Source organism: Sphaerisporangium flaviroseum, assembly GCF_039537005.1.
GTDB lineage: Bacteria > Actinomycetota > Actinomycetes > Streptosporangiales > Streptosporangiaceae > Sphaerisporangium > Sphaerisporangium flaviroseum.
Map to the genome: position 1 here is coordinate 1 of NZ_BAAAZR010000029.1, position 24,815 is coordinate 24,815.

Here is a 24,815-nt window from a genome sequence, read left to right on the forward strand (position 1 = left end):
GGCGTTGCGGTTCACGGCGATGGACTGCAGGTCGGTGCCGCCGTGGTTCTTCCAGTCGCTCCAGGTGCCGTTGGGGGTGAGTTGCCAGCGGCTGTAGAGGGAGCCGTCCCCGCCGATGAGGAACACCTGGAGGCGCCCGTCGGCGTTGGCGGTGACGGCCATGTTGCGCGTAAGCCCCTGGCCGCCGAGGCCCTGCCAAGTGCCCCAGTCGCCGTTGGGCTGGTTCTGGACCATCGTGTAGAGCCGACCGTCGCCGCCGATCGCGAACACCTGCATCCGCCCGTCGGCATTGGTCGCGACGGCGATCGCCTGCAGATGGGTGCCGCCAAGGGTCTTCCAGGCGCTCCAGTCACCGTTGGGGGAGGGCTGCCAGGTCGTGTACAGGGCACCGTTGCCGCCGATGGCGAACGCCTGCAGTCGGCCGTCCGCGTTCTTCCCCATGATCGGGGCGGCGCGTTCCCTCACCGGGGGTTCGGCGTCGATGATGTTGACGTACCGCAGCGAAAGGTAGTTTCCGATCGGATGGTCGTCCAGCTTGGCGTCGTTCCACGACTTGCGGGAGATGAACTTGACCGGTGTCGACCCGAAGGAATAGTAGGAGAACTCCGTGGCGCTGACCCAGCCGGCGAACAGGACGGCGTGCCCGTCAGAGGGGTTGTCGAGAATGTCCCCGGGCAGCAACTCGCCTCTGCTGATCCTGCGGGTGTACCTGGCTTCCGGGAGCTGGTCGGTGTTCGGTCCGCCGTCCAGCCACGTGCCCGAGGTGTCCATGTGCAAGGCCATGGACACGTAGCCGGAGCAGTCCGTGCGATAACGCTTGCCAGCGGGGTCGGGATATGTGCGGTTCTGGCTGTAGGTGATGCCTTTCCCGAGCCAGAACCGTGCTCGCGCGATCGCCTCGGCCCTGGTTATCGGTCCGCCGACGACGGAGTCCGCCTTCGCCGCGGGCGGGTTCGTGACCTGTGTGATCGTGAGCAGGGTCAGGAGCACCGCGAGGACGGGGATCGCCGCCAGCAGGCGGCGCACCATCCCCCACCCCGTCGTGCGGCGCTCTTCCGGGCACTCGTTGGCGATGAGGACGGTGGCGGGCGGGGGCTCATCCGCGTGGCGGGGTGGAGAGGCTTTTGAACGTGACATCGATTTCCTCGCTAGGGGGTTGTTCAGCCAGGGTTCAGACCGTGAGGGCGTTGTCCGAGGTGGCCATGGCGGTACTTCTTCGATGGGGGAGCTGATCTTGCCGTGGTTCCGCCGGCACGGGTCTCGTGGTTCCCCCTGCCGCTTTCGGGCGGCCGGTCGTGCCGACGGTTGAACATTGCAGGCAGGCTTTGCAAATCAGCTGTAGAAGTTCTGTAGCGCTGCTTACAGCCGCCGACGGCCGCGCGCGGCCGCCGTCTCTACCAGTGCGAGGAAGCATCTGGAGGAGTCGCTGAAGGTGTGGGACGCGCTCCGCTCGGCGGTGTTCCGCTCCCGGGGGGCGTCCGCGATCTGGCTCAGGTGCACGAAGGTCTCGGAGACCTCGTCGCCGCCGAGAGGATGCGAGTGGAGGCACTGACGGTGTTCCACCTGTACGGCTCCCGCGAGTATGCCGAGATGATGGAATAGCACGCTCTGCGAAACGCCCGCTTGTTCTGTAAGAGCGGGCGCCAGGGAACCCGTCCGTCTTGCCACGGCCCGAGGCGTTCGCGGATGCGCTCCGCCGGACCGACCAGGGAGATGCCGTCCGCCGGTTCGTCGGGGATCGCGCGGAACCCCTCGTTCTTGCGCCCGGCCTCCTGGATGTCGTGCACCGCGTCGGCGTACCGATGCGGGCCACGATGTCGGCGTGGAAGTTGCGCGTTTGGCGGATCGTGCGGGCTGTCGGCGGTGACCGGCTCCTCACGGCGCCAATCCCGTGAGCGGCTCGTCAGCCACTACCCGGCGGTGCTACCTCCAGGAGGGGTAGACCTCATTCCCCTGGAGTGGCTGCACCTCACGATGCAAGGCGTGGGCTTCTTCGCAGACGTCGACCAGGACGACCTCGAGTAGGTCGTCGCGTCCGCGTAACAAGCCATTACACGAGGTCAGGCCGCCTGATCACCGGCGTTTGGGGCACGTGATGCGTTCGTTAACGGCACTCCTCATAATAAAAGATCCTATTTCATCAGAGGGCAAATACGAGCGGGCGCACTGCGGACGCGGGATGAGGAACTCTGAACGTCGGTTGGTCACGAAGCCAGGAGATTGAATGAAATTTCGTCTGCTCGGACCTGTGGAAGTGTGGCATGAGGGGCGGCCGGTGCCGCTGGGAGGAGCCAAGCCCCGGGCGTTGCTCGCGGCGCTGCTGATCGAGCCAGGCCGGGTGGTCAGCAGCGAGCGGTTGATCGACGCGATCTGGGCCGATGATCCGCCGACGACGGCGAGAAGAGTTCTCTACACCTACGTGGCCTCGTTGCGCCGGGCGTTCGCCTCCGCTGGGCTGCCCACCGTAATCGTGTCTCACCACGTCGGCTACCTCGCCCAGATCCCCCCAAGGTCCCTCGACAAGGACGTCTTCGAACAGAACGTCGCCGAGGGGCGCGACGCGGCGCGGAAGGGCGACCAGCAAACGGCGGCGACGATCTTCCGGGCCGCTCTGTCGCTCTGGCACGGAACGGCCTTAGGCGGCATCGGCGACTCCTTCCTGCGCGCGGAGGCCGACCGGCTGGAAGAACTCAAGCTGGCGGTCATCGAGGAACGCGTCGCCGCGGACCTGGCAACGGGCAAGGACGAGCAGCTCATAGAGGAGCTGACCGAGCTGGTAACGCTGTATCCGGCACGTGAGCGGCTGCGCCGCGATCTCATGGTGACGCTCTACCGCGCGGGCAGGCAGACCGATGCCTTGGCCGTCTACCAGTACGGCAGGCAGGTCCTGATCGATGAGCTGGGCATCGAGCCGGGACCTGAGTTACGCCAAGCCCAAGCGGCCATCCTTCGTTCCGATCCCGCGTTGCTCAACGGCGTCAAGGTCGGCATTCGGATGCCCCGCCAGTTGCCCTTGCCCGTCTCCGACTTCACCGGCCGCGCAGATGAGATGGCCGAGTTGTATGGTCACCTGACCAGGCCCGCCGCCGTACCACTCTGCGTCATCTCCGGGCAGGGCGGTGCAGGGAAGTCAGCGCTGGCTCTGCAGACGGCGTACAAGGTCGCCTCCCACTACCCCGACGGACAGCTCTACGTCGAGCTGCGCGGCACGTCGGACGCGCCCGTCGCTCCAGAGGAGGCTCTGGGACGGCTCCTGCGCGAGCTCGACCCGCAAGGCACGCCGATCCCCGGCACTTTGGAGGAGCGCGCGGTCCGCTACCGCACACTGCTGGCCGGCCGGCGCAAGCTGATATTGCTGGACGACGCAGCCTCCGAGAGCCAGGTGAGAGCGCTCCTTCCCGGCGGCCGGGAATGCGCGGTGATCATTACCTCGCGCAACCGGCTCGCCGGCCTGGCCAGCGCCTCGTTCGTCGACGTGGGCCTGCTGCCGAGGGAGTGCGCGTACGAACTGCTGTCACGCATCATCGGCCCTGAGCGGACCGCCGCCGATCCGGATGCGGCGTGGCGTGTCGTCAGCCAGTGCGGTGGCCTGCCCCTCGCGTTGCGCGTCGCAGGAGCACGGCTGGCGTCGCGCCGCCAATGGACGGTGGCCCGGCTGGCCGAGCGGCTGGCCGACGAGAACCGCAGGCTGGACGAGCTGGCCGTCGGAGACCAGGCGGTGCGCGCGAGCATCGGACTGAGCTACCAGATATTGCCTCCGCTGGCCGCGACCGCGCTGCGCCGGCTCGGGATGCTCGGGATGCCGCACTTCACCGCCTGGGTGGCCGCTGTCGCCATCGAGACGAGTCTCGACGTTGCCGAGCGGGTGCTGGAGCAGCTCGTCGACGCCTCCCTCGTCGACCTCGTGGACGCGGATCCGTCGGAGCAGATCCATTACCGCCTGCACGACCTCATCCGGCTTTTCGCCAAGGAACGCGCACAGGCTGAGGAGACGGAACAGGAGCGTATGGCCGTGGTCACCCGTGTGCTGGGCGGTTGGCTGTGGCTGATGGAGCGGCTGAGCGAGGCCGTACTCACGGGGATGATCCCGACGCGGGCCACAATCGGGCTGACCTACCCGGTCGATGTCGAGGTGGTGCGTGTGGTGCTCGCCGACCCGCATGCCTGGATCCGCCGGGAGGAGGAGTCGCTGGTCGTCGCCGTCGAGTTGGCGGCGGCGATGGATCTCGACGAGATCGCGGTCGAACTGGCCTCCGCGTTGTCCGCGGCGGCTTTCGAGGGCAATCAGTACATTCTCGACAACCCGTTCGCGGCCTGGAACCGGATGCATCAGGCCGCCCTCGCGGTCGCGCGGCGGATGGACAACACGATCGGAGAGGCGAAACTGCTCGCCGGACTGGGTCATCTCTCCTACGAAAGCGACCTCTATGCGGAATCGCGCGAATATCTCAGTCAGGCCCTATCCCTGTTTCGCACCGCCGGGGACATCAGGGGTGAGGCCAGCACCCTCGCCGCGCTCGGCAGCGCCTGCCGCGATCAGGGCTACCTGCCCGAGGCCCTCCACTTTCTCGTCAAGGCGGAAGATCTCTGGGAAGATCTCGCTGATTCGACGGCCCTCGCGCACGTCAAACGGCTGACGAGCATGGTGCACCTGGAACGTGGCGACTACGCCGCGGCGTGGGCCGGTCTCACCGCCGCGTTGGCGCTTTATCAGCAAGGTAAGAACCGTCGCGGTGAAGGGATGGTCCTGCGCAACATGTCGATGTACCACCGTGCGCGCGGTGAGCTCGACAGCGCCGAGAAGCTCTGCGAAAACGCACTGGCGATCTTCCACGACATCGGCGACCGGCTCATGGTGGCCTACTGCCATCGTGCGCTGGCCAAGACGTACGTGCGGCAGGAGAGATACGACGAGGCCCGTGAATCACTGGAGGAGTCGCTCATTGCCACCCGGACCCTCAACGACCGCTGGGGAGAAGCCTGCACCTTGCGCGTCGTGGGTGAACTGTATCTGGCCGAGGGGCGGCTTTACCAGGCCAAGACCTCTCTGGAGGAGTCTCTGCAGCTGTGGGACAAACTACGCAATGCCTTGTTCCGCGCGCGTACCTTGCGTGACCTCGCCCAGGTGCATCAGGCCCTTGGCGAGAACGCAACCGCCGAAGGTCTCCGGTCAGAAGCCATGGAGATCTTCCGCCTGCACGGCGCACGCGAGTACGCCGAATCCCTTTCTTGGTGATCGGGTGTAACGCGGGTTACAGAAATTTTGATGCACCCTGTTCAATCATGTGCCTGGCGCTCGTCCGGAGCGTCCTGGTCCACTGTGAAGGTTGCATGACTGAGATAGTGCTCTTATCTAACAAGCGGATTGTCGAATTCCTGGTGAGGGAGAGCGGGGAGCCGCTGCAGGATCTCCGCACCCTGGAGGTCATCCGGCTGGACCGGAGGCTCGCCGATCAGACCGGCGCCTTTGCGCACGTACGGGTGAGTGTTGCCGATCGCCTCGTCGTCGCGCAAACCCAGCTGCCTCGCGCGCTGCACCTGCTGGTCGTCGAGGGCTATCGTCCACCTGCCCTGCAAGCCCGCTATTTTGCCGAGTCCCTCGCCCGCCATAGAGCCGCGCACCCCGATTGGGACGAGGAGCGGGCCCGGATCGAAACCAGCAGGTACGTCGCTCCGCTGGAGGTGGCCCCGCACACTACGGGCGGCGCTGTCGACCTAACCCTGTGCGACGACGATGGCGTCGAGATCCCGATGGGTACATCGGTCAACGCCACTCCGCCGGAAAGCGACGAAGCCTGCTACACCGCCTACCCGGATATCTCCCTGGAAGCGATGGAGAACCGCCGCATCCTCTGCACAGCCATGACGTCCGCCGGATTCGTCAACTATCCGACCGAGTGGTGGCACTGGTCCTACGGCGACCGCTATTGGGCGTTCATCACCGGCGCACGTTACGCCAAATATGGCACGACAGACATGCCATGAGCCGACGGCACCACAAAAGACCACCGTGAGAATCGGCTCGGTGGATCCAGGCTGAGGGTGGCCACCTCCTCGCGGCGCAGCCCGCCGGTGCGCCGCCGCTGCCCGCGTGGCAGCCGGTAGATGGCGAGTTCGGTCGGGCCGCCGGTGAACTGGCCGAGGCCGTCCGGTCCGTAGAACCGGCCGCCCTGCGCCTTGGGGTGGTGGCCGCGTATATGGCGGGTAGCAGGCCGTTGTCGACGCTCTGCACGAACAGGCCCCAGCGGAACAGCCGCTTCATGATCGCCTCCGGTCCCGGAGTTATGGGGTGATCGCGGCCGTCTGCGTCCTCATGATCGCCCTCACCATCCGGCCCATCGGGATGCATGATCGACTTCACGGCGATGCCCGCTAAGGTGGGGCTTTCACTCCCATCCCCCCGGAAGTGTCGCGTGCTCCGTCGTCACCGTTTCGGCATTCCCGCCCTGCTCATCATGAGTGTGTACGTCGCTGCGGTGGCGGTCGCCGCCGTGATCGCATCGACCGCCGGCGATCTCGGCGTATTAGAGCGGTTGACGTTGTTCACGGACTTGGACGAGGACGCCGTGGTGGCGTGGCCCGACGTGCTCATCCTGCTCCTGGCCGGCATGTCGTGGGCCTGGGCGCTGTGGCAGTGCCTGCGTGGGCCGCTGGCGGGGCCGCCGCCCGAACTGGACCGGGACGCACGGCGCCTGCGGGTGGGGCTGTACGTCGCGGTGGCGTCCTGGTTGTTCTACTTCCTCATGCCCTCCTGGCCATGGTGGGTGACGGTGCTCGACGCCCTGGTGATGTGGGCGGTCGTGGTGCTGTTCCACCCGGTGCTGCGACGCGGCCGGAAGCATGCCGATCACATGCCGGGCTTGGGTGTGCTGGCGTATGCGGGTACCGCTGTCTTCGAGGTGATGGACTTCCTCGACTGGCCCGTGCCCGGCGGCCTGTCCTGGATCTGCGGCCTGGCGGGCCTGATCTGGACGGTGCTCGTCCTGCGGGCGCAGTGGCGGGACGGCCGCTGGCAGCGGGCCACCGTCCGGTACGGCGTCGCCTCTCTGGTGGCGCCGATGGTCTACGGGCTGGTGGGTCCGCTCCTCGCAAGCGAGGGGAACGTCTACGACGACGCCATGGCGGCCACCCAGGCCCTGACGATCATCTGGCTGGCCCGCTCCGCTCACGACCTTGCCGAACCTCGTCACCAGCCGGCCCTGCCCTCGCCCCTCCCCACGCAACCGCAGGTCTGACGTAGCAGCTGAACACGGTCCCGCTGAAGGGGCGCGGAGGTTTCTCAGATCAGGTGCCGACGTAGGCCGCGAGGTACTCGCCGGTGAGGGTGGAGCGGGCGGCGACGAGGTCGGCGGGTGTGCCCTCGAAGACGATCCGGCCGCCGTCGTGGCCGGCGCCGGGGCCGAGGTCGATGATCCAGTCGGCGTGCGCCATGACCGCCTGGTGGTGCTCGATGACGATCACCGACTTGCCGGAGTCGACGAGCCGGTCGAGCAGGCCGAGCAGATGCTCGACGTCGGCGAGATGGAGGCCGGTGGTCGGCTCGTCGAGGACGTAGACGCCGCCCTTTTCGGCCATGTGGGTGGCCAGCTTGAGCCGCTGCCGCTCCCCGCCGGACAGCGTGGTGAGCGGCTGGCCGAGGCTGAGGTAGCCGAGCCCGACGTCGGTGAGCCGGTCGAGGATGGCGTGCGCGGCCGGAATGCGCGCCTCTCCGGCGCCGAAGAACTCCTCGGCCTCGCTCACCGACATCGCGAGCACCTCGCTGATGTCGCGGCCGCCGAGGTGGTATTCGAGCACCGATGAGTGGAACCGCTTTCCGTCGCACTCCTCGCAGGTGGTGGGGACGCCGGCCATCATCGCCAGGTCGGTGTAGATGACGCCGGCGCCGTTGCAGTTGGGGCAGGCGCCTTCGGAGTTGGCGCTGAACAGCGCCGGCTTCACGTTGTTGGCCTTCGCGAACGCCTTGCGGATGGGGTCGAGCAGTCCGGTGTACGTCGCCGGGTTGCTCCGTCGCGAGCCGCGGATCGCGCCCTGGTCGACCGACACCACACCCTGCCCGGCGGGGATGGACCCGTGCACGAGCGAGCTCTTGCCGGAGCCGGCGACGCCGGTGACGACCACAAGCACCCCAAGTGGGACGTCGACGTCGACGTCGCGCAGGTTGTTCGCCGTCGCGCCGCGGATCTCCAGCGTGCCGGTGGGCGTCCGCACCTTCTCCTTGAGCGCGGCCCGGTCGTCGAAGTGGCGGCCGGTGATAGTGCCGCTGGCCCGCAGCCCCTCGACGGTGCCCTCGAAGCAGACGGTGCCACCCGCCGTACCGGCGCCGGGGCCGAGGTCGACGACGTGGTCGGCGATCACGATCGTCTCCGGCTTGTGCTCCACGACGAGCACCGTGTTGCCCTTGTCCCGCAGGCGCAGCAGCAGGTCGTTCATCCGCTGGATGTCGTGGGGGTGCAGGCCCGCGGTGGGCTCGTCGAAGACGTAGGTGGTGTCGGTGAGCGAGGAGCCGAGGTGGCGGATCATCTTGACGCGCTGTGCCTCGCCGCCCGACAGCGTTCCGGACGGCCGGTCGAGGGAGAGGTAGCCCAGCCCGATCTCCACGAACGAGTCGAGGGTCTGCCGCAGCGTGGCGAGCAGCGGCGCCACCGACGGCTCATCGAGGCCGCCGACCCATTCGGCCAGGTCGCTGATCTGCATCGCGCACGCATCGGCGATGTTGATCCCGCCGATCCGCGACGACCGGGCCGCCTCGCTGAGCCGGGTGCCGCCGCATTCGGGACAGGTGGTGAAGGTGACCGCCCGGTCCACGAACGCCCGGATGTGTGGCTGCAGCGCGTCGGGGTCCTTGGAGAGGAACGACTTCTGCACCTTGGGGATCAGGCCCTCGTAGGTGAGGTTGACGCCGTCGACCTTCACCTTGACCGGCTCCTTGTAGAGGAAGTCCTGGAGCTCCTTCTTCGTGTACTTGCTGATCGGCTTGTTCGGGTCGACGAAGCCCGACTCGGCGTAGACCCGCACCGTCCAGAAGCTGTCCGACTTCCAGCCGGGGATGGTGAACGCGCCCTCGGCGAGTGACTTGGAGTCGTCGTAGAGCTGGGTGAGGTCGATATCGGAGACCATGCCCCGGCCTTCACAGTGCGGGCACATGCCGCCGGTGCGGGTGAAGGTCTTCTTCACGGTCTTGGTCTTGCCGGCACCGCCACGTTCGACCGTGATCGCCCCGCTCGCTCGGACCGAGGGGACGTTGAAGGAGAACGCGTTGGGCGAGCCGATGTGCGGCCGCCCGAGCCGGCTGAAGAGGATGCGCAGCATCGCGTTGGCGTCGGTGGCGGTGCCGACCGTGGAGCGGACGTCGGCACCCATCCGCTGTTGGTCGATGATGATCGCGGTCGTCAGCCCTTCGAGAACGTCGACCTCGGGCCGCGCCAGCGTCGGCATGAAGCCTTGCACGAAGGCGCTGTAGGTCTCGTTGATCAGCCGCTGCGACTCCGCGGCGATCGTGTTGAACACCAGCGAGCTCTTGCCCGAGCCGGAGACGCCGGTGAAGACCGTGAGCCGGCGCTTCGGCAGCTCGATGCTGACGTCCTTGAGGTTGTTCACGCGCGCGCCGTGCACGCGGATCAAATCGTGGCTGTCGGCAACGTGCTGCCCAGGCGACTGCGTGTCGGTCCTGGTGGCCATGCTCATCGTTTCTCCATCTGTTGGCGGGACCACCTTCGCGGTCTCCATCGGCGTCGCCTGGCTTGATTTAACCAGCTCCGAGCCGTACGTCTGGTTTCTCCGCTGTCGGCGCGATCACCGCAACGGTCCTATGTCCACCTGCGGCGCGACGAGATTCGGAACCAGCGGTACGGCGTGGCCGGCCCTAGCCCTTGGAGCGCTGGTTGAAGCGGACCATGTTTCCCGACGGGTCGCGGAACGCGCAGTCCCGCGTGCCGTACGCCTGGTCCATCGGCTCCTGCAGCACCTCCGCGCCGGACGCGCGGATACTTTCGAACGTCGCGTCGACGTCGCCGGTCTCGAAGACCAGCCCGGCCAGCGAGCCCTTGGCCAGCAGGCCCTTGATGGTCTGCCCGTCCTCGTCCGGGCGGCCCACGCCCGCGGTCTGCAGCACGATGCCGAGCTCGGGCTGCGCCGCGGGTCCTACGGTCAGCCAGCGGGCGCCCTCCATGGCCACGTCCTGGCGTACCTCAAGGCCCAGGGCGTCGCGGTAGAAGGCCAGTGCGGCCTCGTGGTCGTCGACTTCCAGAAACGTGTACTTGACTGAGAGATCCATGACCCGAACGCTACGAGACCGGGCTGACCTGCGCTTCTCCATTCCTGCTCGGCCTGGTCACGAGCTTGGCCCAGCATGCCGGGATGGCCGCGAGCTCCGCGTGGTCCCTGGCCCGGTAGGCGCTCGGGCTCTCCCCGACCAGCTCGGTGAAGCGGGCGCTGAACGAGCCGAGGGAGGTACAGCCGACGGCCATGCACACGTCGGTGACGCTCAGATCGCCACGGCGCAACAGGGCCTTGGCGCGCTCGATCCGCCGGGTCATCAGATAGCTGTACGGGGTCTCGCCGTAGGCGGCACGGAACTGGCGGGAGAAGTGCGCCGGGGACATCAAGGCGGCGCGGGCCATCGCCGGTACGTCCAGCGGCCGGGAGTACTCACGGTCCATCAGGTCACGGGCGCGCCGGAGGTGGACAAGCTCTTCGGGCCTCACCGGTCCAGCATGGCACAGCCTCGTCAGCGGACCGTGTCGGGACAGAAGGCCAGGAAGCGTCCGGGTCGTCATGCTGGATCAGGTCATGTAAAGAATATTTGACGCCGTGTCCGCGTTGCTTTACATTGCTCATGTCTGATTTGTTTTACATAGGAGCGGCATGTCATCCGAAGAGAAGCGCGCATGGATCTATGCGGTGATCGCGATCGGTGTCCCGGTGGTCTACTTCGCGATCATCCTCAGGCAGGTTCCTTCAACGAACGTCGCGGACATCGCCTACGTGAGACCGCTGTTCACGGCCATCGGCGTCGCGGTGCTCCTGAACATCGTCGCGACCATCGTGGCCGGGATCGCCTCGCCCAAGGAGGCCGGCAAGAAGGACGAGCGCGACAAGCAGATCAACCGGTTCGGCGAGTACGTAGGGTTCTACGTCATGAGCGTCTTGACCCTGGTCCCACTCGGCCTGGCGATGGCGGAGTTCGCGTACTTCTGGATCGCCAACTCGCTCTACCTGGCCTTCGTCCTGGCCGCGCTCACCTCTTCGGTCGTGAAGATCGTCGCGTACCGCCGGGGCCTCTAGCCATGGTCAAGCCCACCAGGGTCACCAACTCGATCCGATCGCTGCGGTTCGCGCACGGGGAGATGACACAAGCCGACCTGGCCGACCGCATCGGCGTGACCCGCCAGACCATCATCGCCATCGAGCAGGGCCGCTACTCGCCGTCGCTCGAAGTGGCATTCCAGATAGCCCGAGTGTTCCAGGTACCGCTCGACGACGTCTTCCAGTACCCCGGCGCCGACGAGTAGCCACCACGACTCCACACGGCACGCGAGGAGACCACCTCGCGGCCTCCCCCTGCCACACCCGAAACCAAGGAGAGATCATGCGCCCACCTCAGCGCCTCACCGGAAACGCACACCCTGCCCCCGGCAGCGGGATGACGACGATGAAGGCGGTGGTACGAGACGCCTACTGCTCACCTGACGCCCTGGAACTCCGCGACATCGGCAGACCGGTCCCCGGGGACGACGACGTGCTCGTACGCGTTCACGCGGCCGGTGTCGACCACGGCGTCTGGCACCTCGTCACGGGGCTGCCGTACCTCGTCCGCCTCGTCGGCTACGGGCTGTTCAAGCCGAAGGCACGCGTTCCGGGGCTGGATGTCGCGGGGCGCGTCGAGGCGGTCGGCCGGAACGTGACCCGGTTCCGGCCCGGTGACGAGGTGTTCGGCACCTGCACGGGAGCCTTAGCCCAATACGCGTGCGCTCGGCAGGACATGCTCGCGCCCAAACCGGCGAACATCACGTTCGAGCAGGCGGCGGCGGTCCCCACCTCCGCTTTCGCCGCCCTGCAAGCTCTTCGCGACTCCGGGCGGCTCAGGGCGGGGCAGCAGGTCTTGATCATCGGTGCGGGCGGAGGCGTGGGGACGTTCGCGGTGCAACTGGCCAAGGCCCTTGGAGCGGACGTCACCGGCGTGTGCGGTACGACCAAGACCGACCTGGTCCGATCGATCGGCGCCGACGAGATCATCGACTACACCCGCGAAGACCTCACGGACGGGGCGCGCCGCTACGACCTCATCCTCGACACCGCGGGCAACCGCTCGTTGTCACGCCTCCGGCGCGCCCTCGGCCCACGGGGAACCCTCGTCCTCGTGGGAGCCCAAGGCGGAGGCCGGTGGTTGCAAGGCTCCGATCGCCAGGTCCGGGCCATGATGCTGTCACGGTTCATGAGCCAGAACCTGCGCGGGCTGATGTCGACGGCCCGCGAGCAGGACCTTCACCTGCTGAGGGGGTACATCGAGGCCGGCCAGGTCACCCCGATCGTCGACAGGACCTATCCACTGAGCGAGGTCCGCGAGGCCATCGGCTATGTCAGAGAAGGCCACGCGGCCGGCAAGGTCGTCATCACCCTGCAAGACCTTCTCTGACCTGGTCACCGGAGACACCGCGGGAGCGTTCAGGCCCTGGCCGGCTCAAATGGTGATGACGACCTTTCCCGCGGCGTGTCCCTCTTCGAGGTAGGCGATGGCCTTGGGGACCTCGCTCAGCGAAAAGGTCCTGTCGACGACCGGTGTGATCTTTCCGGCCTCAAGGAGGCCGTGCAGGTCGGCGAGGTCGTTCTTGCTCTCCCGCGCCAGGAAGGGAACCATCCTCTGGCTCCCGGCTCGTGAGAGCACGAGCAGCTTGAGCACCCCGATCAAAGGACCGGCCCACAGACCCTTGGCCGGTGCGCATCCCACGAGTACTCCCCTGGTCGCGAGCACGCGCCTGCATTCGGTGGGGGTCCGGTTCCCCACCAGGTCGATCAGCAGGTCGTAGCGCCGCCCGTCACTGGTGAAGTCCTCCTTGGTGTGGTCGATGACGTGGTCGGCGCCGATCGAGCGGACCATCTCCGACTTGGCGGTGCCGCACACGCCGGTCACCTCGGCGCCCAGCACCTTGGCGATCTGCACCGCGAACGTCCCCACGCCTCCCGCCGCGCCGTTGATCAGAACCTTCTGACCGGGCCGCAACTGCCCCTTGTCACGCAGAGCCTGCAGGGCGGTGAGCGCCGCCACGGGGACCGACGCCGCCTGCTCGAAGGTCAGGTTGCCGGGCTTTCTGACCACCATTCCGTCCTCGTGGATGCTGAGGTACTGGGCGAACGACGCACTGCGTTCGATGAGCGACCTGCCGCGGCCACCGAACACCTCGTCACCGGGCCGGAACCGGGTGACGTTCTTGCCCACCGCTTCGACGCATCCCGCCATGTCCCCGCCCAGCCCGGCGGTCTTGGGGCGGGACAGGCCGGCCTGTACGCGGACGACGTACGGCGTGCCCCTCATGTTGTGCCAGTCCAGCGGGTTGACCGAGGCCGCCCGCACGCGGACCAGGACCTCGTCGTCATCGACCGTGGGCATGTCGACGTCCTGGAGCTTGAGAACCTCAGGCGAGCCGTAGGCGTGGTAGCGGATGGCCTTCATGGGGTCCCTCGATTCGCCGAATCTCGATGTCTGGATCTCTCGGTTCCACGGACACGTGAGCGGCCGGGTCTTCCTCCGCCGCTCGCCAGCCTAGGCAGCACGCCGATCGGTGAAATCAATGGAATTCGTGATTGGATAGCCGGTCGGCGGCGCGAGCGGCGGTAGTAATGTCCATCTCAACGATGGCCAGACCCCCGCGCCGCTCGGGCAACCTGCCGGCTGAGACGACCAGCTTCATCGGCCGCCGCCGCGAGCTCGCAGAAGTCAGGAAGAAGCTCACCGAGGCCCGCCTGGTCAGCCTCATCGGGCCGGGCGGGGTCGGCAAGACACGCCTGGCGATCCGCATGGCGGCCGGTCTCGGACGCGGGTTCCCCGGCGGCGCGTGGCTGGTCGAGCTGGCCGAGGTCCATGATCCCGCTGGGGTCGGCGACGCCGTCATGGCCGCTCTGGACCTGCGAGACCAGGCCGCGACCGACCCCCTGGCCCATCTGCAGTCCTACCTGCGGGACAAGAAGCTGTTGCTGGTGGTGGACAACTGCGAGCACCTGCTCGCAGCGGCGGCCCGGCTCCTGACGGAGGTCATGAGGGCCGCGCCGGGTGTACGGGTGATCGCCACCAGCCGGGAGCCTCTGGCTGTGCCGGGTGAGCATGTGGTGCCCGTCCCACCTCTCGACCTGACTTCGGCGCCCGCGCCTCTCGCGCGGGTACGTCAGAACGAGGCGGTCATGCTGTTCACAGAACGGGCCGCGGCCGGGTCGGGCAGCTTCGAGCTGACCGCCGCGAACCAGGCGGCCGTGGTGAAACTGTGCCGTCGCCTGGACGGTCTGCCACTGGCGATCGAGTTGGCGGCCGTCAGGACGCGGGTTCTCACCGCCGAACAGATCCTCGATCGCCTGACCGACCGGTTCGGTCTGCTCACCGGAGGGGGCCACGCCGCGCTGCCGCGACATCAGACGCTGCGCACCACCATCGACTGGAGCCACGACCTGCTGGCGGCGGGCGAGCAGACGCTGCTGAGGCGGTTGTGCGTGTTCGCGGGAAGGTTCGCCCTCGACGACATCGAGTCGGTGTGCACCTGCGACGAGGTACCGGCGGCGCGTGCGCTGGAGGTGCTGTCATCACTCGTCGACAAGTCGCTGGTGATGAAAGAGGACGCAGGGAACCTCGCCTGGTACCGCCTGCACGAGACGATGCGCGAGTACGCCCGCCTCAAGTTGCGAGCGGCCGGCGAGGAGGAGGCCGTCGAACGCCGATGCGCCGAGTACTACGAGCGGAGGTGCCGGCGATCCGCGGCGGAGGCCCGGTACCGGCTTGCCGAGTGGCTCGAATGGCTGGATCTGGAGATCGACAACGTCCGATCGGTCCTTCGGCGGCTCCTGACCCGTGACGATTTCTCAGGCGCGGCCGCTCTCAGCTACTCCCTCGGTTACTACTGGATCACACGCGCGACCAGTGAGGGCGTTCGGTGGCTCGATGAGCTGCTCGCGTCCGGAGGTGGCGATCCCCCGGCCCGCGCCCAGGCCTACTTCATGCGCGGATTCCTCGCCGTGCTGCAGTCCGATCCGGTGACCGCCAGGCCGGCGCTCGTACGAGCGGTGACGGCGGCCCGAGAAGCCCGGCTGCTCAGCCTGGAGTCGCAGTCGCTCTCCCTGGCGTCGATCGCCGCGAACATGGCCGGTGATCACTCGTCGGCCCGGCGCCTGGGCGATGACGCCCAAGCCGTCGCGACGGGGCTCGACGACCCTCCGGCCACGCTGATGTTCCTCCAGTCGCGAGCACTCAACGGTCTCTCAGACGGCGACCTCGACACGGTCAGCTCCGCCTCCACTGAAGGCGCGCGGATCAGCCGTGAAACAGGTGACCTCTACAGCCTCGACATGATGCTGATGAACCTGGGCTCCGCCGCGCTGATCGCCGGCCACCTCGACGAGTCCAAGCCGCTGCTCGCGGAGGCGCTGAGGATCGCCCACCGGATCGATGACCGGGTGGGACAGTACTGCCTGCTCGACGCCTTGGGCTGCCACGCCGCAGGTTCCGGCCGGGCGCGGCTCGCGGCGCGGTTGCTCGGGGCGGCGGAAACCGTGCGTACGGGCGCCGGCGCGAGTGTCCTGCCGTTCCTCGCCCCGTTGCTGGCCCGCGCCGAGGAGTCGGCCACGGCGGCGCTCGGGGCACCCGGGTTCACGGCCGAGTTCGAGGCGGGAAAGCTTCTGAGCAGGGGCGCCGCGATCGGGCTGGCGCTCGGCGAGCCGGCTCACGTCGCCGCCACGGCTTCGGGCGAGGCGGGCACCGCGCCGCTGGGGAAGCGGGAGGCGGAGGTCGCACGACTGGTCGCCGACGGCCTGAGCAACAAGCAGATCGGCACGCGCCTGTTCATATCCGAGCACACCGTCGACAGCCACGTCCGCAGCATCCTGAACAAGCTCGGGTTCAACTCGCGTACGCAGATCGCCGCCTGGATGGCGTCGTCCGAGCAGTGACGGCTTTACGATTTCTTTACCTGCCCCCTAGCCTGAGGCCTCATGAGACGCGCCTTGATGATTATGGCTGGATTGTCCGCCGTGGCCCTGCTGCCGATCGGCTCGGCTTCCGCCACCGTCGCCTATCCGGTGAAGAGCAAGACCCTGACCGACAACCCGCTGTACGCGGCGGGAGCTCTTACCACGACCACGTGCTCCGAGAAGCCGATCAAAAAGCTGAGCGCGAGCTCTGCGAAGAGCTCGCTGAACGGCGTACTCGCGTGTCTCAACCGCACGTGGGCCGCCCAGCTGGACAGCTCGGGCCAGCGCTTCTCCAAGCCGAAGATCGTTTACACCACCAAGACGCCGAAGAGGTTCTGCGGAGAGGCATGGCCGAAAGGCTCGACGACCATTTACTGTGACTCCTCGCGAACGATTCACATGGTCCTCACGAGAACCCTTCTGAAGGAGCCCGGCGACCTGTACTTGCTCAACCTCCTGGCCGTCTACTACGGGGAGCACGTGCAGAACCTCACCGGCATCTACCGCGCTTTCCAGGATGTTCCGTACCGGAACAAGTCCGAGTTGACCGAGCAGAACCGCCGATACAACCTGCAGGGCGACTGCTTCGCGGGGGCCTTCATAGGCAGCGTCTGGGACTCTCTCGACCGCCCTCGGGTGGATTGGGACGACCTTCTCTACTACCTCCGCGACTGGTCGGACAAGTACAACGGCACCCGAAAGTCGATCACCTACTGGGCCGGCCGCGGCTTCAAGTCCGCCGACCCCGCTTCGTGCGACACGTGGAGCGCCGCGTCGTCCAAGGTCGCCTAGCCCGGATGCCCGCCCATGGGGCGGCCGCACACAAGCGGCCGCCCGCCGCCGTGACGCGGGGGTGGACCTGCAACGGAACCGGATCGCACGCTAAGCGGGTTCGGGGAGGTCAGGGTGGGGTGCTGAGAGCGGGCTTTCCGGGGTCGTTGGCGTGCGTTCCGGTTCGGATGCAGCCCGGTTGTGATCTTGATGGGGGCTGGATCGCCTGGTGGGGAGGCGTTCCGTGATGGTGAACGTCCTGGCCGATCGCGGGGTGGCGTTCGCCTCGCTGCACGAGGGGATCGACACCAGCACCAGCACCGGCCGGCTGGTCTTCCATATCTTCGCAGCGCTGGCCGAGTTCGAGCGGGAGCTCATCGCCGAGCGGGCGGCCGTGGGCCGCCAGGCCGCCCGGGCCCGGGGTCGCATGGGCGGCCAGCCTGCCAAGCTGTCGAACGAGCAGGTCGCGCTCGCCCGAGCCCGGTACGAGGCCCGCGACGTCACCGTGGCCGAGATCGCCAAGGCGTTCGGTGTCGGCCGCGGCACCATCTACCGGGCGCTCGAGCGGCCGTGACCCTGCGGGCGACGGTGGTCCCGATACCGTTCGGTAATCGGCGTCGAGAATTGACAGGTCAGGCGCTGCTGGGGAAGTCCTTACGCTTGATTTTGGCGCGGCGGCCGTCGGGGTGGTGGAAGACGATTCCTTCGGCGAGATGTCCGGGAGCGAACTTGCTGTCCAGCGCGGCGAGGAAATCCTGCAGCTCCTTGTAGCTGCGGGGCGCATCCTCATAGGCCGGCACCTGCAGGTTGAACGGGATGCACCGATGCTCTTCGAGTTTCAGCGGGTTGCCCTGGATGCGGGGGCCGAGCGCTTCGCAGGAGTGCTCACCGTCCGACCAGCCGGAGACGTCGGTGTTGCGGGCCGCATCGAGGATCCACTTGTCTTCGGCGGAATCTTCTGCGGTGTCGACGTACCAGCCGTCCACGATTCCCTGCTGCTTCTGAGCCTTGCTCGGGTTGCGTCGCTTCTCCACCCGGACGATCTGGCCCGAACGCACCGTGAGACGGACATTGGTGCCGTCGAGCTTCTCGGTCCCCACCCCCTCGCCGTCGAAGACCCATGCGCAATCGGCCCGGGGCCGGTCGACCACCCGGAACCGGTCGTCGCGCTCGAAGAGCGTGGGGATCTTCTCCATTACGTGCCTTCCCTTCTGGACGTGGCCGAGTAGTTCCTCATGAGTGATGGCTCCCCCGGCCAATCCCCCGGCCAAGGCCCGGACGAGATCGGCGACGGACACCCCGGCGTCAATCGCGACGTGTTTCAGCGCCTTCTTCTCCTCGGGTGAGATCCAGGCGACCAGCCGGGACCAATCCTCGGGGGGTGTCCACCGCGCCAGGCTGTGTGGGTCTTTACGCGGCCGTCCACGATCTTTGCCCGTACTCACGGGGAGGACGATAGAACTGATCACCAGTTGTGTCAATTGGCATAATAGAAATTCGACGCCGGTCTGATGTGGGTTGGCGGCGCGTCAGGGGCAACCCGCAGGCGGATGCGACAGCCCGCGCTACCTGGAGTCGTCCTCGTCGTAGTCTTCGGCGTCCTCGTCACGTGCGTCGGGGTCGCGTAGCTGTCTCGTGGCGGTGGCGCCCTTGGAGGGGCCTGCGGACTTCGGGACGGTGTACGAGTATTTCCCGTGGACGTTGACGTGCTTTCTCATGAATGGGCTGAGACGCGCTACGTCTTCGTCTTTCACGGGATATCCCTGGGTCCGCAACTGATGCAGTGCCGCTTCGATATAGACCGTATTCCAGAGAACTACACAGTTCAAAACGATACCCAGAGCGCCAAGCTGATCCTCCATCCCCTCGCGGTATCGCTGGAACAGCTCGCGCCTTCGGCCGTGGAATATCTTCTCGGCAAGAGCGTGCCGGCCCTCTTGAAGGTTGCGCATTCCTTTGATGCAGCGCCGATAGGGTTCACTGTCGATGATCGACAGGATATGAAGGGTTTTGAAGATGCGGCCGTAGGTGGCGATCGCTTCGCCCAGGGCGGTGGGATGCCCGTCACGCTGCAGCGCTCTGACCACGTCGGACGCGCTGACCTTGCTGGTGTAGACCGTACCGATCAGCCGGAGAATCTCGTTCCAGTGGCGCCGAACCTTGCCCAGGTCGAGTTTCCCCCGAGCGAAGGTGTTCAACGGTCCGTAGTCGGCGCCGTTATCAGTTCGCCATCCTTTCTGTTCGGGTAGATCAGCCAGCGCGGGCCGATAGTCAACGCCCAACAGTTGCGCGATTCCAAATACCAGATCCGAGTAGGATCCGGTATCGGTGATGAGCACCTCGGGAAGATTGGCCGTGCCGGAACCGAAGAACAGGTCCATCGCGTGAAGACAATCACGATCGGTACCCGCGACGACTTTATGTCCGGTCCCGAACGCCTGATCATTGATCATGTTGAGGAGTGTCATCCCACGTTTAGGGCCGAAGTATTTCCGGGTCTTGTCCGTTACTGAGGACTTCCGGACACCGTGATCACCATCACGGAATGCCACCCGACCAGGCGATCCAGCCCCCATCAAGATCACAACCGGGCTGCATCCGAACCGGAACGCACGCCAACGACCCCGGAAAGCCCGCTCTCAGCACCCCACCCTGACCTCCCCGAACCCGCTTAGCGTGCGATCCGGTTCCGTTGCAGGTCCACCCCCGACGCCCGCGGCTCGCAGCGGCGGGCGTACCCCTTGGCGCCAGATGGTCATTGGCCGGCCACGATGGTGTCGATCATGTCGGCGGCCTCGGTCAGCGCCTGCACCAGGGCGGAGGTCTCCTCGGAGGGCCGCAGCGCGGTCAGCGCGACGGCCAGGGCGCGGGCGTCGGCGGGCGGCAGGGTCGCGCTGGTGGTGTCGCTCCGCTGATGTGCGGTGATCACGATGTGCGGGGTGGCGCCGTGCGGGGTGGTGTCGATGCGGGCCACCGCGACGCTGACGGCGTCATGGCCCTCCGGTGCGTCGATCCAGGCGACCGAGTGCACGTGGTAGTCGCGGGTGGCAGGGGCGTCGTGTGCGGAGGTGCACCACGTCGGGCAGTCCGCGGCGGGGGTGGAAGCGGTGTCCATCAAAGGCCTTCCATGGGGGCGGGGAGCCGAGGTTCGCGGCCCGGTTGCGGCTGGTCGGAGGACGGCCTTGCGCCAGGCGGAAGGTTCTCGCATCTGTGCGATCGCCTCCCGGCCACAAGCATCGCGACCACCTCCCTGATCCCACCGCAGGCCGTGCGGTGCTCCTGGCGGGAACACGCGTCCCGGCCCGGCGTGATCGACCGCCCCCTGCCCCTATCCCCCACCCGCACGCACGCGATGCATGACTCGAACCTCGTGGTCAGCCGTGCTGTTCGTCGTCGCCCTCGCTGCTGAGCGTCCGCAGTAAGCGCGTCGTCAGGTCGGCCTGGTCGACACCCGCCAGGGCGAGCGCGCGCGGCACGGTGCCGACCTGAGCCCGCAGGATCCCGAGCAGGAGATGCGCGGGCCGCAGATCCCTCTTCCGGGAGACGGACGCGAAGCCTCGTTCGAGCGCGAGCTTGGCCGACGCCCCGAGGTTCGCCGGGCGCTCGGAAGCGGCGCTCGCCTGTGGCAGGTTGAAAGCGGCCAGAGACACACCGGCCGTACCCAGGCTGCGCTCGAACTCCCGGTCCAGCGCGTCGCGGATCGCCTGGCGATCGAGCCCGGCCGAGGCCAGGGCCTGGTGTGCGGCCGATCCCCCCTCGGCGGCTATGGCCAGGAGTAGATGGTGTGCCTCGACCACCGCCGATCCGTCCTCGCGGGCTTCGGTTCTCCCCTGCTCCACGATGGAGTTGAGGTATTCGTCGATGGCGGCCATCGTCAGCGCCTCCTGAGCTTGACGCCGGCGGCGATGAGCCGCTTGGCATGCTTTTTATGGACGGCTTGGCGCGTGATCCCGAGCGCCTCGGCGACCTGCGGCCAGCTCCAGCCCGTCCGCATCGCCTCCTCCACGGCGGCGTCCTCCAACTGATCGGCCAGGCGCCTCAACGCCACCACGGCCGCCAGCGCATCAGCGGGCTCGCGGGAAGGAGGGACCTCGGCAGCGGACATACAAGCAACCGTAGTTGACTAATTCGGTGCCGGTCAAACCGCGATCCGCTCCAGTTCAGCCGCTCGGCGCCCCAAGCGACCACACCCACTGGTCAACTCGGTTGATCGAGCCCGAATCCAGCCCAGGAAGGACATCCCATGACGAGCTGCCCTTACACCCTTGAATGCCGGCTCTCCCCAAGCGCTCAGCCTCAGCGCTCCCCGATCCAGGGCACCGGCCTGTTCGCCATCGAGCGGATCCGCCAAGACGAGGTCGTGATGCGGCTCGGCGGGCGCGTCATCAGCGATGAGACTCTGGCCCGCCTCGCACCGCCCTACAGCAGCATTACCGTCGAGGAAGGCGTCCACCTGCTTCTCGATCCCGCTCACCCGGTGCGCTACGGCAACCACTCCTGTGACCCCAACCTCTGGCACCGCGACGCGACAACGGTGATCGCACGACGCGACATCAGCCCAGGCGAGGAGCTGACGATCGACTACGCCACCCACACCGGCGTCGAAACCTGGTCGATGGCCTGCCGTTGTGACACGCTTTCGTGCCGGCGCGTCGTCACCGGCGACGACTGGCGGCTGTCACGGCTGCAGGCCGCCTACGGCACCCATTGGAGCTCGCCCCTGCTCGAACGCATCAAAGCCGCCGGCTCCGACTCCTCGCAACCCTGATCATCTACGGGACAGGCCGGTGCGGCGCGACCACGCGTCGATGTCAGGGCCGGCGCCGGTGACCTCTTCGCCGCGGACGGCGAGGCCATCGCCGATGGTGGCGCCGGGACAGGAGGCGGCGTAGTCACGTTCAGTGGTTCCGAGGCCGCTCATGGCGTAGGTGGTGAGGGGGTGGACGGTCTTGCCGGCGAAGTCGAGCTTCTCGGTGAACGCCGTCATGATCATGGGGGCTCGGACGTTCCAGATGGGCCCGGCCAGCAGTGCGCCGCGCAGGACCTGACGGCGCCGGAGCGTGCCGGTCGGGCGGTCCATCGCGTCCACCCCTTTAGCCGGTGCGGCGGTTGCCCAGCCAGGTGACCATGGCGGGGTCGCGGTGGTCGAAGTACAGGGAGGCGCCGGTGTCCAGGGCGGCGATGCGGTCCATCTGCTCAGGGGTGAGTTCGAAGTCGAACACCTCCAGGTTGGCCGCCATCCGCTGCGGGCTCACCGACTTGGCGTTCACCGGGATGCCCCGCTGGATGAGCCAGCGCAGCACCACCTGCGGCACGGTCTTGCCGTGTGTCTCACCGATCGCGGTGAGGACGGGGTCGGTGAACAGGTCGTTCTTGCCCGCGGCGAACGGGCCCCACGACTCGATCAGGATGCCGCGCTCGCTGTTGATCTTCTGGTCGGCGGCGCGCTGGAAGAACGGGTGAACCTCGATCTGGTTCACCGCCGGGACGACCTCGTTGTGGTCGACGACGTCGACCACCCGGTCGGGATAGAAGTTCGAGATCCCGATCGCCTTGATCCTGCCCTCACGGTGCAGGGCTTCCATGGCGCGCCACTGGCCGTACACGTCTCCGTAGGGCTGGTGCATCAGGTACAGATCCAGGTGGTCCAGGCCGAGCTTCTTCGCCGAGGTTTCGAAGGCACGGCGGGTGGTGTCCTCGGCGGGGTGGTCCTGGACCCACAGCTTGGTGGTGACGAACAGTTCCTCGCGCGGAATGCCGCTGACGGCCAGCGCCCGGCCGACGGCCTCTTCGTTCTCGTACGCCGCGGCGGTGTCGAACTTGCGGTATCCGGCGGCCAGAGCGTCGGTGACGGCCTGCTCGGTCTGCTCCGGCGGGATCTGGAACACCCCGAACCCCAGGAGCGGCATCTGGACGCCGTTGTTCAGAGTGACGGTCTGCACGGGACGCTCCTCATGGGTGTGATTCTGATGCGGCCGGTGGGATGGGGTGCCGGGCCCGGTCTGCACGTCGTTGGTCAGAGCCCTGCCCCTGCGCCGATGGGATGTCGGCGGATCTCTGCTACCAGGAAACCCCAAGACGCAGCCGATAGGGAGACACCGCGCAAAGGGGTAATGGCAGGGACCCCCTTACGTCGGACAGGCGGTCTAGCTTGGGGATATGGACAACCGCAGCGAGGTCCGGGCGTTCCTCGGCTCACGCCGGGCGAAGGTCACCCCGGAGCAGGCGGGTATCCCCGCGTACGGTCGCCGCCGGGTCTCTGGGTTGCGCCGCGGCGAGGTCGCCGCGCTTGCCGGGGTCAGCGTCGAGTACTACACGCGTCTGGAGCGTGGCAATCTCGCCGGGGTTTCCGACAGCGTCCTGGACGCCGTCGCTCGCGCGCTGCGGCTCGACGACACCGAGTTGGCGCACCTGCATCACCTGGCCCGTGCCGCCGGCGCCGTGCCGGCCCGCGCCCGCCGCGTCAGGACACCCGAGGTGCGGCCGTCGATCCGTCGTGTGCTGGATTCGATGACCGGTGTGCCCGCGTTCCTGCGCAATCACCGGTTCGACATCCTGGCCGCGAACCCGCTGGGCATGGCTCTCTACGCGCCCATGTTCGCCACGGGCGCGGCTCTGCCGGTGAACTCGATGCGGTTCACCTTCCTGGACCCGCATGCCAAGGCGTTCTATCTGGACTGGGCGCAAGTGGCCCGCTCCGCCGTCGCCGCGCTGCACATCGCCGCCGCCCAGAACCCGCATGACCAGCATCTCGTGAACCTCATCGGCGAGCTGTCCATGCGCAGCGAGTCCTTCCGCGCCTGGTGGGCCGCTCAGGACGTCTACGTGCACCGGCACGGCACCAAACGCTTCCGCCATCCCGCCATCGGCGAGCTCGACCTGGCCTACGAAGCGTTCGAGCTGCCCGGTGATGAGGTTCTGACGGTCCTGACCTACTCCGCAGAGCCGGGAACTCCCTCCGGTGACGGCCTCGAACTGCTCGCCACGTGGGCCACCAGGAATGCCGGCATCACGGTCCAGGCAGGAGAGCAGGCACGGTAGATCTTGCCTGCTGGGCGGTATGTCACGGCCTTGGCGCTTCGACGCCTGTCCCGGCGAGGACCGGGGCCGGCAGTCGTTCGCCGCGGATCTTGATCGCGTCGGCAGGACCTGGTCTTCCGGTCCGCGCCACAGCAGGTTGTACTCGTTCTGGATCGCCGTCAGCGGCTGCACCGCGTGGCGCGGCGGATCGTCTGCAGGCCCGGTTCGGACAGGCCCCAGTGGCGGACCGGCTCCCCCAGGCGTCACGGCCGCGCGCTCCTGTTGCCGCCCTATTTGAGGGTTTAAGCGATAAAATCCAGTAGAAGCCGCCAAAAGCCTCATACACCACTTCAATGAGAAAATTGAAGGTATGGATGCTAGCGAGATGAAGCGGTACATCTGCCAGGTATTCGAGGGGATCAATGCCGTCGAAGCCTCCGGTGACACGTTCTTCATGTACGACCCGGACGGCGATCTCCCCGCGGAGCGCCAGATGCCGTTCGTGACGCTCGTGACCGGCGATCACTACGACAGCGTCTCCGACCTGAGCGGGCCAGGCGCCTACCGGCTCAACATCGGGCTGACCAAGGCCACGTACGCCGGCCTGTTCGGCGCGCCGCCCACGCGACGCGGCGCGGACGGTGTGCTGGACACGGGGTACGACTACGCGGCGGTGGACACGGTCATGCCGCATCCGATCTACGCCTCCCAGCACTGGGTGTCCGTGGTGAATCCGGGCGAGGCGACGCTGGAGACCGTCCGGACGTTGCTGGCCGAAGCACACGGGTTCGCGGCCCGTAAGTACGCGAAACACCAGGGGCGGCTCGAGCACCGGCCCGGGGAGGTCGGCTAGCCGT

25 protein-coding genes are annotated in these 24,815 nt (G+C 67.3%); 12 read left to right on the forward strand and 13 right to left on the reverse strand.

Features of this window, described 5'->3' with window-relative positions:
• Both ABD810_RS29755 and ABD810_RS29760 read right to left on the reverse strand, forming a co-directional pair.
• Positions 1 to 1,137: DUF8189 domain-containing protein (locus ABD810_RS29755; protein ID WP_486387628.1), on the reverse strand; the 1,137-nt coding region annotated here is incomplete at its 3' end.
• 222 nt (positions 1,138 to 1,359) lie between these two features.
• Complete coding sequence (locus tag ABD810_RS29760) at positions 1,360 to 1,563, reverse strand: hypothetical protein (protein ID WP_344947872.1); 204 nt, start codon at positions 1,561 to 1,563, stop codon at positions 1,360 to 1,362.
• A 661-nt stretch (positions 1,564 to 2,224) separates the two neighbouring features.
• Between ABD810_RS29760 and ABD810_RS29765 the strand changes: the two genes are divergently transcribed.
• The 3 genes from ABD810_RS29765 to ABD810_RS29775 all read left to right on the forward strand — a co-directional run bounded on the left by ABD810_RS29765 (position 2,225) and on the right by ABD810_RS29775 (position 7,235).
• Entirely contained in the window at positions 2,225 to 5,236 is a 3,012-nt protein-coding gene (locus tag ABD810_RS29765; protein WP_344947875.1) for an AfsR/SARP family transcriptional regulator, read from the forward strand.
• 95 nt (positions 5,237 to 5,331) lie between these two features.
• A complete protein-coding gene (locus tag ABD810_RS29770; protein WP_344947878.1) occupies positions 5,332 to 5,985 on the forward strand; it encodes a M15 family metallopeptidase in 654 nt (217 codons plus the stop codon).
• Positions 5,986 to 6,413: 428 nt separating this feature from the next.
• The gene (locus ABD810_RS29775; RefSeq protein ID WP_344947880.1) at positions 6,414 to 7,235 is read left to right on the forward strand and encodes a hypothetical protein; all 822 of its coding nucleotides are present in this window, start codon (positions 6,414 to 6,416) and stop codon (positions 7,233 to 7,235) included.
• A gap of 49 nt (positions 7,236 to 7,284) precedes the next feature.
• Here ABD810_RS29775 and ABD810_RS29780 read toward each other — a convergent pair whose 3' ends face one another.
• The 3 genes from ABD810_RS29780 to ABD810_RS29790 all read right to left on the reverse strand — a co-directional run bounded on the left by ABD810_RS29780 (position 7,285) and on the right by ABD810_RS29790 (position 10,658).
• The gene (locus ABD810_RS29780; protein WP_344947883.1) at positions 7,285 to 9,684 is read right to left on the reverse strand and encodes an ATP-binding cassette domain-containing protein; all 2,400 of its coding nucleotides are present in this window, start codon (positions 9,682 to 9,684) and stop codon (positions 7,285 to 7,287) included.
• Between the two features lie 178 nt (positions 9,685 to 9,862).
• The gene (locus tag ABD810_RS29785) at positions 9,863 to 10,273 is read right to left on the reverse strand and encodes a VOC family protein (protein ID WP_344947886.1); all 411 of its coding nucleotides are present in this window, start codon (positions 10,271 to 10,273) and stop codon (positions 9,863 to 9,865) included.
• Between the two features lie 10 nt (positions 10,274 to 10,283).
• Complete coding sequence (locus ABD810_RS29790; RefSeq protein WP_344948024.1) at positions 10,284 to 10,658, reverse strand: helix-turn-helix transcriptional regulator; 375 nt, start codon at positions 10,656 to 10,658, stop codon at positions 10,284 to 10,286.
• Positions 10,659 to 10,863: 205 nt separating this feature from the next.
• On the opposite strand from ABD810_RS29790, the gene ABD810_RS29795 reads away from it, so the two are divergent.
• The 3 genes from ABD810_RS29795 (at position 10,864) to ABD810_RS29805 (ending at position 12,634) form a co-directional block, all read left to right on the forward strand.
• Positions 10,864 to 11,283, forward strand: a complete 420-nt coding sequence (locus tag ABD810_RS29795; protein WP_344947888.1) for a hypothetical protein — start codon at positions 10,864 to 10,866, stop codon at positions 11,281 to 11,283.
• A gap of 2 nt (positions 11,284 to 11,285) precedes the next feature.
• Positions 11,286 to 11,510 carry a helix-turn-helix transcriptional regulator gene (locus tag ABD810_RS29800; protein WP_344947890.1) on the forward strand — a complete coding sequence of 75 codons (225 nt, stop codon included), beginning with the start codon at positions 11,286 to 11,288 and terminating at the stop codon, positions 11,508 to 11,510.
• A 77-nt stretch (positions 11,511 to 11,587) separates the two neighbouring features.
• Positions 11,588 to 12,634: an NAD(P)-dependent alcohol dehydrogenase gene (locus ABD810_RS29805; protein ID WP_344947893.1), complete on the forward strand. Its 1,047-nt coding sequence runs from the start codon at positions 11,588 to 11,590 to the stop codon at positions 12,632 to 12,634.
• 45 nt (positions 12,635 to 12,679) lie between these two features.
• On the opposite strand, the gene ABD810_RS29810 is transcribed toward ABD810_RS29805, so the two are convergent.
• Complete coding sequence (locus ABD810_RS29810) at positions 12,680 to 13,669, reverse strand: NAD(P)-dependent alcohol dehydrogenase (RefSeq protein WP_344947896.1); 990 nt, start codon at positions 13,667 to 13,669, stop codon at positions 12,680 to 12,682.
• 182 nt (positions 13,670 to 13,851) lie between these two features.
• Between ABD810_RS29810 and ABD810_RS29815 the strand changes: the two genes are divergently transcribed.
• The 3 genes from ABD810_RS29815 (at position 13,852) to ABD810_RS29825 (ending at position 17,512) form a co-directional block, all read left to right on the forward strand.
• Complete coding sequence (locus tag ABD810_RS29815) at positions 13,852 to 16,146, forward strand: LuxR C-terminal-related transcriptional regulator (protein WP_344947899.1); 2,295 nt, start codon at positions 13,852 to 13,854, stop codon at positions 16,144 to 16,146.
• Between the two features lie 63 nt (positions 16,147 to 16,209).
• Positions 16,210 to 16,959 (forward strand): neutral zinc metallopeptidase, encoded by a 750-nt coding sequence (locus ABD810_RS29820; protein ID WP_344947902.1) that lies wholly within the window; start codon positions 16,210 to 16,212, stop codon positions 16,957 to 16,959.
• Positions 16,960 to 17,185: 226 nt separating this feature from the next.
• Positions 17,186 to 17,512 carry a recombinase family protein gene (locus ABD810_RS29825; RefSeq protein ID WP_425566975.1) on the forward strand — a complete coding sequence of 109 codons (327 nt, stop codon included), beginning with the start codon at positions 17,186 to 17,188 and terminating at the stop codon, positions 17,510 to 17,512.
• 58 nt (positions 17,513 to 17,570) lie between these two features.
• On the opposite strand, the gene ABD810_RS29830 is transcribed toward ABD810_RS29825, so the two are convergent.
• From ABD810_RS29830 to ABD810_RS29850, 5 genes are all read right to left on the reverse strand, one after another.
• Positions 17,571 to 18,407: a hypothetical protein gene (locus ABD810_RS29830; protein WP_344947907.1), complete on the reverse strand. Its 837-nt coding sequence runs from the start codon at positions 18,405 to 18,407 to the stop codon at positions 17,571 to 17,573.
• A gap of 96 nt (positions 18,408 to 18,503) precedes the next feature.
• The gene (locus ABD810_RS29835; protein ID WP_344948027.1) at positions 18,504 to 19,514 is read right to left on the reverse strand and encodes a Tn3 family transposase; all 1,011 of its coding nucleotides are present in this window, start codon (positions 19,512 to 19,514) and stop codon (positions 18,504 to 18,506) included.
• A 179-nt stretch (positions 19,515 to 19,693) separates the two neighbouring features.
• A complete protein-coding gene (locus ABD810_RS29840; protein WP_344947909.1) occupies positions 19,694 to 20,053 on the reverse strand; it encodes a DUF6907 domain-containing protein in 360 nt (119 codons plus the stop codon).
• Between the two features lie 259 nt (positions 20,054 to 20,312).
• Positions 20,313 to 20,810: a Clp protease N-terminal domain-containing protein gene (locus ABD810_RS29845; RefSeq protein ID WP_344947912.1), complete on the reverse strand. Its 498-nt coding sequence runs from the start codon at positions 20,808 to 20,810 to the stop codon at positions 20,313 to 20,315.
• A gap of 2 nt (positions 20,811 to 20,812) precedes the next feature.
• Positions 20,813 to 21,043, reverse strand: coding sequence for a hypothetical protein (locus ABD810_RS29850; protein WP_344947915.1), 231 nt, complete (start codon positions 21,041 to 21,043; stop codon positions 20,813 to 20,815).
• Between the two features lie 138 nt (positions 21,044 to 21,181).
• On the opposite strand from ABD810_RS29850, the gene ABD810_RS29855 reads away from it, so the two are divergent.
• Positions 21,182 to 21,706 carry an SET domain-containing protein gene (locus ABD810_RS29855; protein ID WP_344947917.1) on the forward strand — a complete coding sequence of 175 codons (525 nt, stop codon included), beginning with the start codon at positions 21,182 to 21,184 and terminating at the stop codon, positions 21,704 to 21,706.
• Here ABD810_RS29855 and ABD810_RS29860 read toward each other — a convergent pair whose 3' ends face one another.
• Both ABD810_RS29860 and ABD810_RS29865 read right to left on the reverse strand, forming a co-directional pair.
• A complete protein-coding gene (locus ABD810_RS29860) occupies positions 21,707 to 22,018 on the reverse strand; it encodes a flavodoxin (protein WP_344947919.1) in 312 nt (103 codons plus the stop codon).
• Positions 22,019 to 22,031: 13 nt separating this feature from the next.
• On the reverse strand, positions 22,032 to 22,880 hold the full coding sequence (locus ABD810_RS29865) for an aldo/keto reductase (RefSeq protein WP_344947922.1): 849 nt from the start codon (positions 22,878 to 22,880) through the stop codon (positions 22,032 to 22,034).
• A 217-nt stretch (positions 22,881 to 23,097) separates the two neighbouring features.
• Between ABD810_RS29865 and ABD810_RS29870 the strand changes: the two genes are divergently transcribed.
• Positions 23,098 to 23,979 carry a helix-turn-helix transcriptional regulator gene (locus ABD810_RS29870; RefSeq protein WP_344947925.1) on the forward strand — a complete coding sequence of 294 codons (882 nt, stop codon included), beginning with the start codon at positions 23,098 to 23,100 and terminating at the stop codon, positions 23,977 to 23,979.
• 349 nt (positions 23,980 to 24,328) lie between these two features.
• Positions 24,329 to 24,811, forward strand: a complete 483-nt coding sequence (locus ABD810_RS29875; protein WP_344947927.1) for a DUF6194 family protein — start codon at positions 24,329 to 24,331, stop codon at positions 24,809 to 24,811.
• Positions 24,812 to 24,815: the final 4 nt, after the last annotated feature.

Excerpts from the sequence above, each read along its gene's own strand:
- ABD810_RS29810 (WP_344947896.1), bottom strand. The coding sequence starts at position 13,669 with ATGAAGGCCATCCGCTACCACGCCTACGGCTCGCCTGAGGTTCTCAAG.
- ABD810_RS29765 (WP_344947875.1), top strand. The coding sequence starts at position 2,225 with ATGAAATTTCGTCTGCTCGGACCTGTGGAAGTGTGGCATGAGGGGCGG.
- ABD810_RS29820 (WP_344947902.1), top strand. The coding sequence starts at position 16,210 with ATGGCTGGATTGTCCGCCGTGGCCCTGCTGCCGATCGGCTCGGCTTCC.
- ABD810_RS29870 (WP_344947925.1), top strand. The coding sequence starts at position 23,098 with ATGGACAACCGCAGCGAGGTCCGGGCGTTCCTCGGCTCACGCCGGGCG.
- ABD810_RS29875 (WP_344947927.1), top strand. The coding sequence starts at position 24,329 with ATGGATGCTAGCGAGATGAAGCGGTACATCTGCCAGGTATTCGAGGGG.
- ABD810_RS29795 (WP_344947888.1), top strand. The coding sequence starts at position 10,864 with ATGTCATCCGAAGAGAAGCGCGCATGGATCTATGCGGTGATCGCGATC.
- ABD810_RS29805 (WP_344947893.1), top strand. The coding sequence starts at position 11,588 with ATGCGCCCACCTCAGCGCCTCACCGGAAACGCACACCCTGCCCCCGGC.
- ABD810_RS29845 (WP_344947912.1), bottom strand. The coding sequence starts at position 20,810 with ATGGCCGCCATCGACGAATACCTCAACTCCATCGTGGAGCAGGGGAGA.
- ABD810_RS29785 (WP_344947886.1), bottom strand. The coding sequence starts at position 10,273 with ATGGATCTCTCAGTCAAGTACACGTTTCTGGAAGTCGACGACCACGAG.
- ABD810_RS29825 (WP_425566975.1), top strand. The coding sequence starts at position 17,186 with ATGGTGAACGTCCTGGCCGATCGCGGGGTGGCGTTCGCCTCGCTGCAC.
- ABD810_RS29840 (WP_344947909.1), bottom strand. The coding sequence starts at position 20,053 with ATGGACACCGCTTCCACCCCCGCCGCGGACTGCCCGACGTGGTGCACC.
- ABD810_RS29800 (WP_344947890.1), top strand. The coding sequence starts at position 11,286 with ATGGTCAAGCCCACCAGGGTCACCAACTCGATCCGATCGCTGCGGTTC.
- ABD810_RS29835 (WP_344948027.1), bottom strand. The coding sequence starts at position 19,514 with ATGGGGGCTGGATCGCCTGGTCGGGTGGCATTCCGTGATGGTGATCAC.
- ABD810_RS29850 (WP_344947915.1), bottom strand. The coding sequence starts at position 21,043 with ATGTCCGCTGCCGAGGTCCCTCCTTCCCGCGAGCCCGCTGATGCGCTG.
- ABD810_RS29855 (WP_344947917.1), top strand. The coding sequence starts at position 21,182 with ATGACGAGCTGCCCTTACACCCTTGAATGCCGGCTCTCCCCAAGCGCT.
- ABD810_RS29770 (WP_344947878.1), top strand. The coding sequence starts at position 5,332 with ATGACTGAGATAGTGCTCTTATCTAACAAGCGGATTGTCGAATTCCTG.
- ABD810_RS29815 (WP_344947899.1), top strand. The coding sequence starts at position 13,852 with ATGGCCAGACCCCCGCGCCGCTCGGGCAACCTGCCGGCTGAGACGACC.
- ABD810_RS29790 (WP_344948024.1), bottom strand. The coding sequence starts at position 10,658 with ATGGACCGTGAGTACTCCCGGCCGCTGGACGTACCGGCGATGGCCCGC.
- ABD810_RS29860 (WP_344947919.1), bottom strand. The coding sequence starts at position 22,018 with ATGGACCGCCCGACCGGCACGCTCCGGCGCCGTCAGGTCCTGCGCGGC.
- ABD810_RS29780 (WP_344947883.1), bottom strand. The coding sequence starts at position 9,684 with ATGAGCATGGCCACCAGGACCGACACGCAGTCGCCTGGGCAGCACGTT.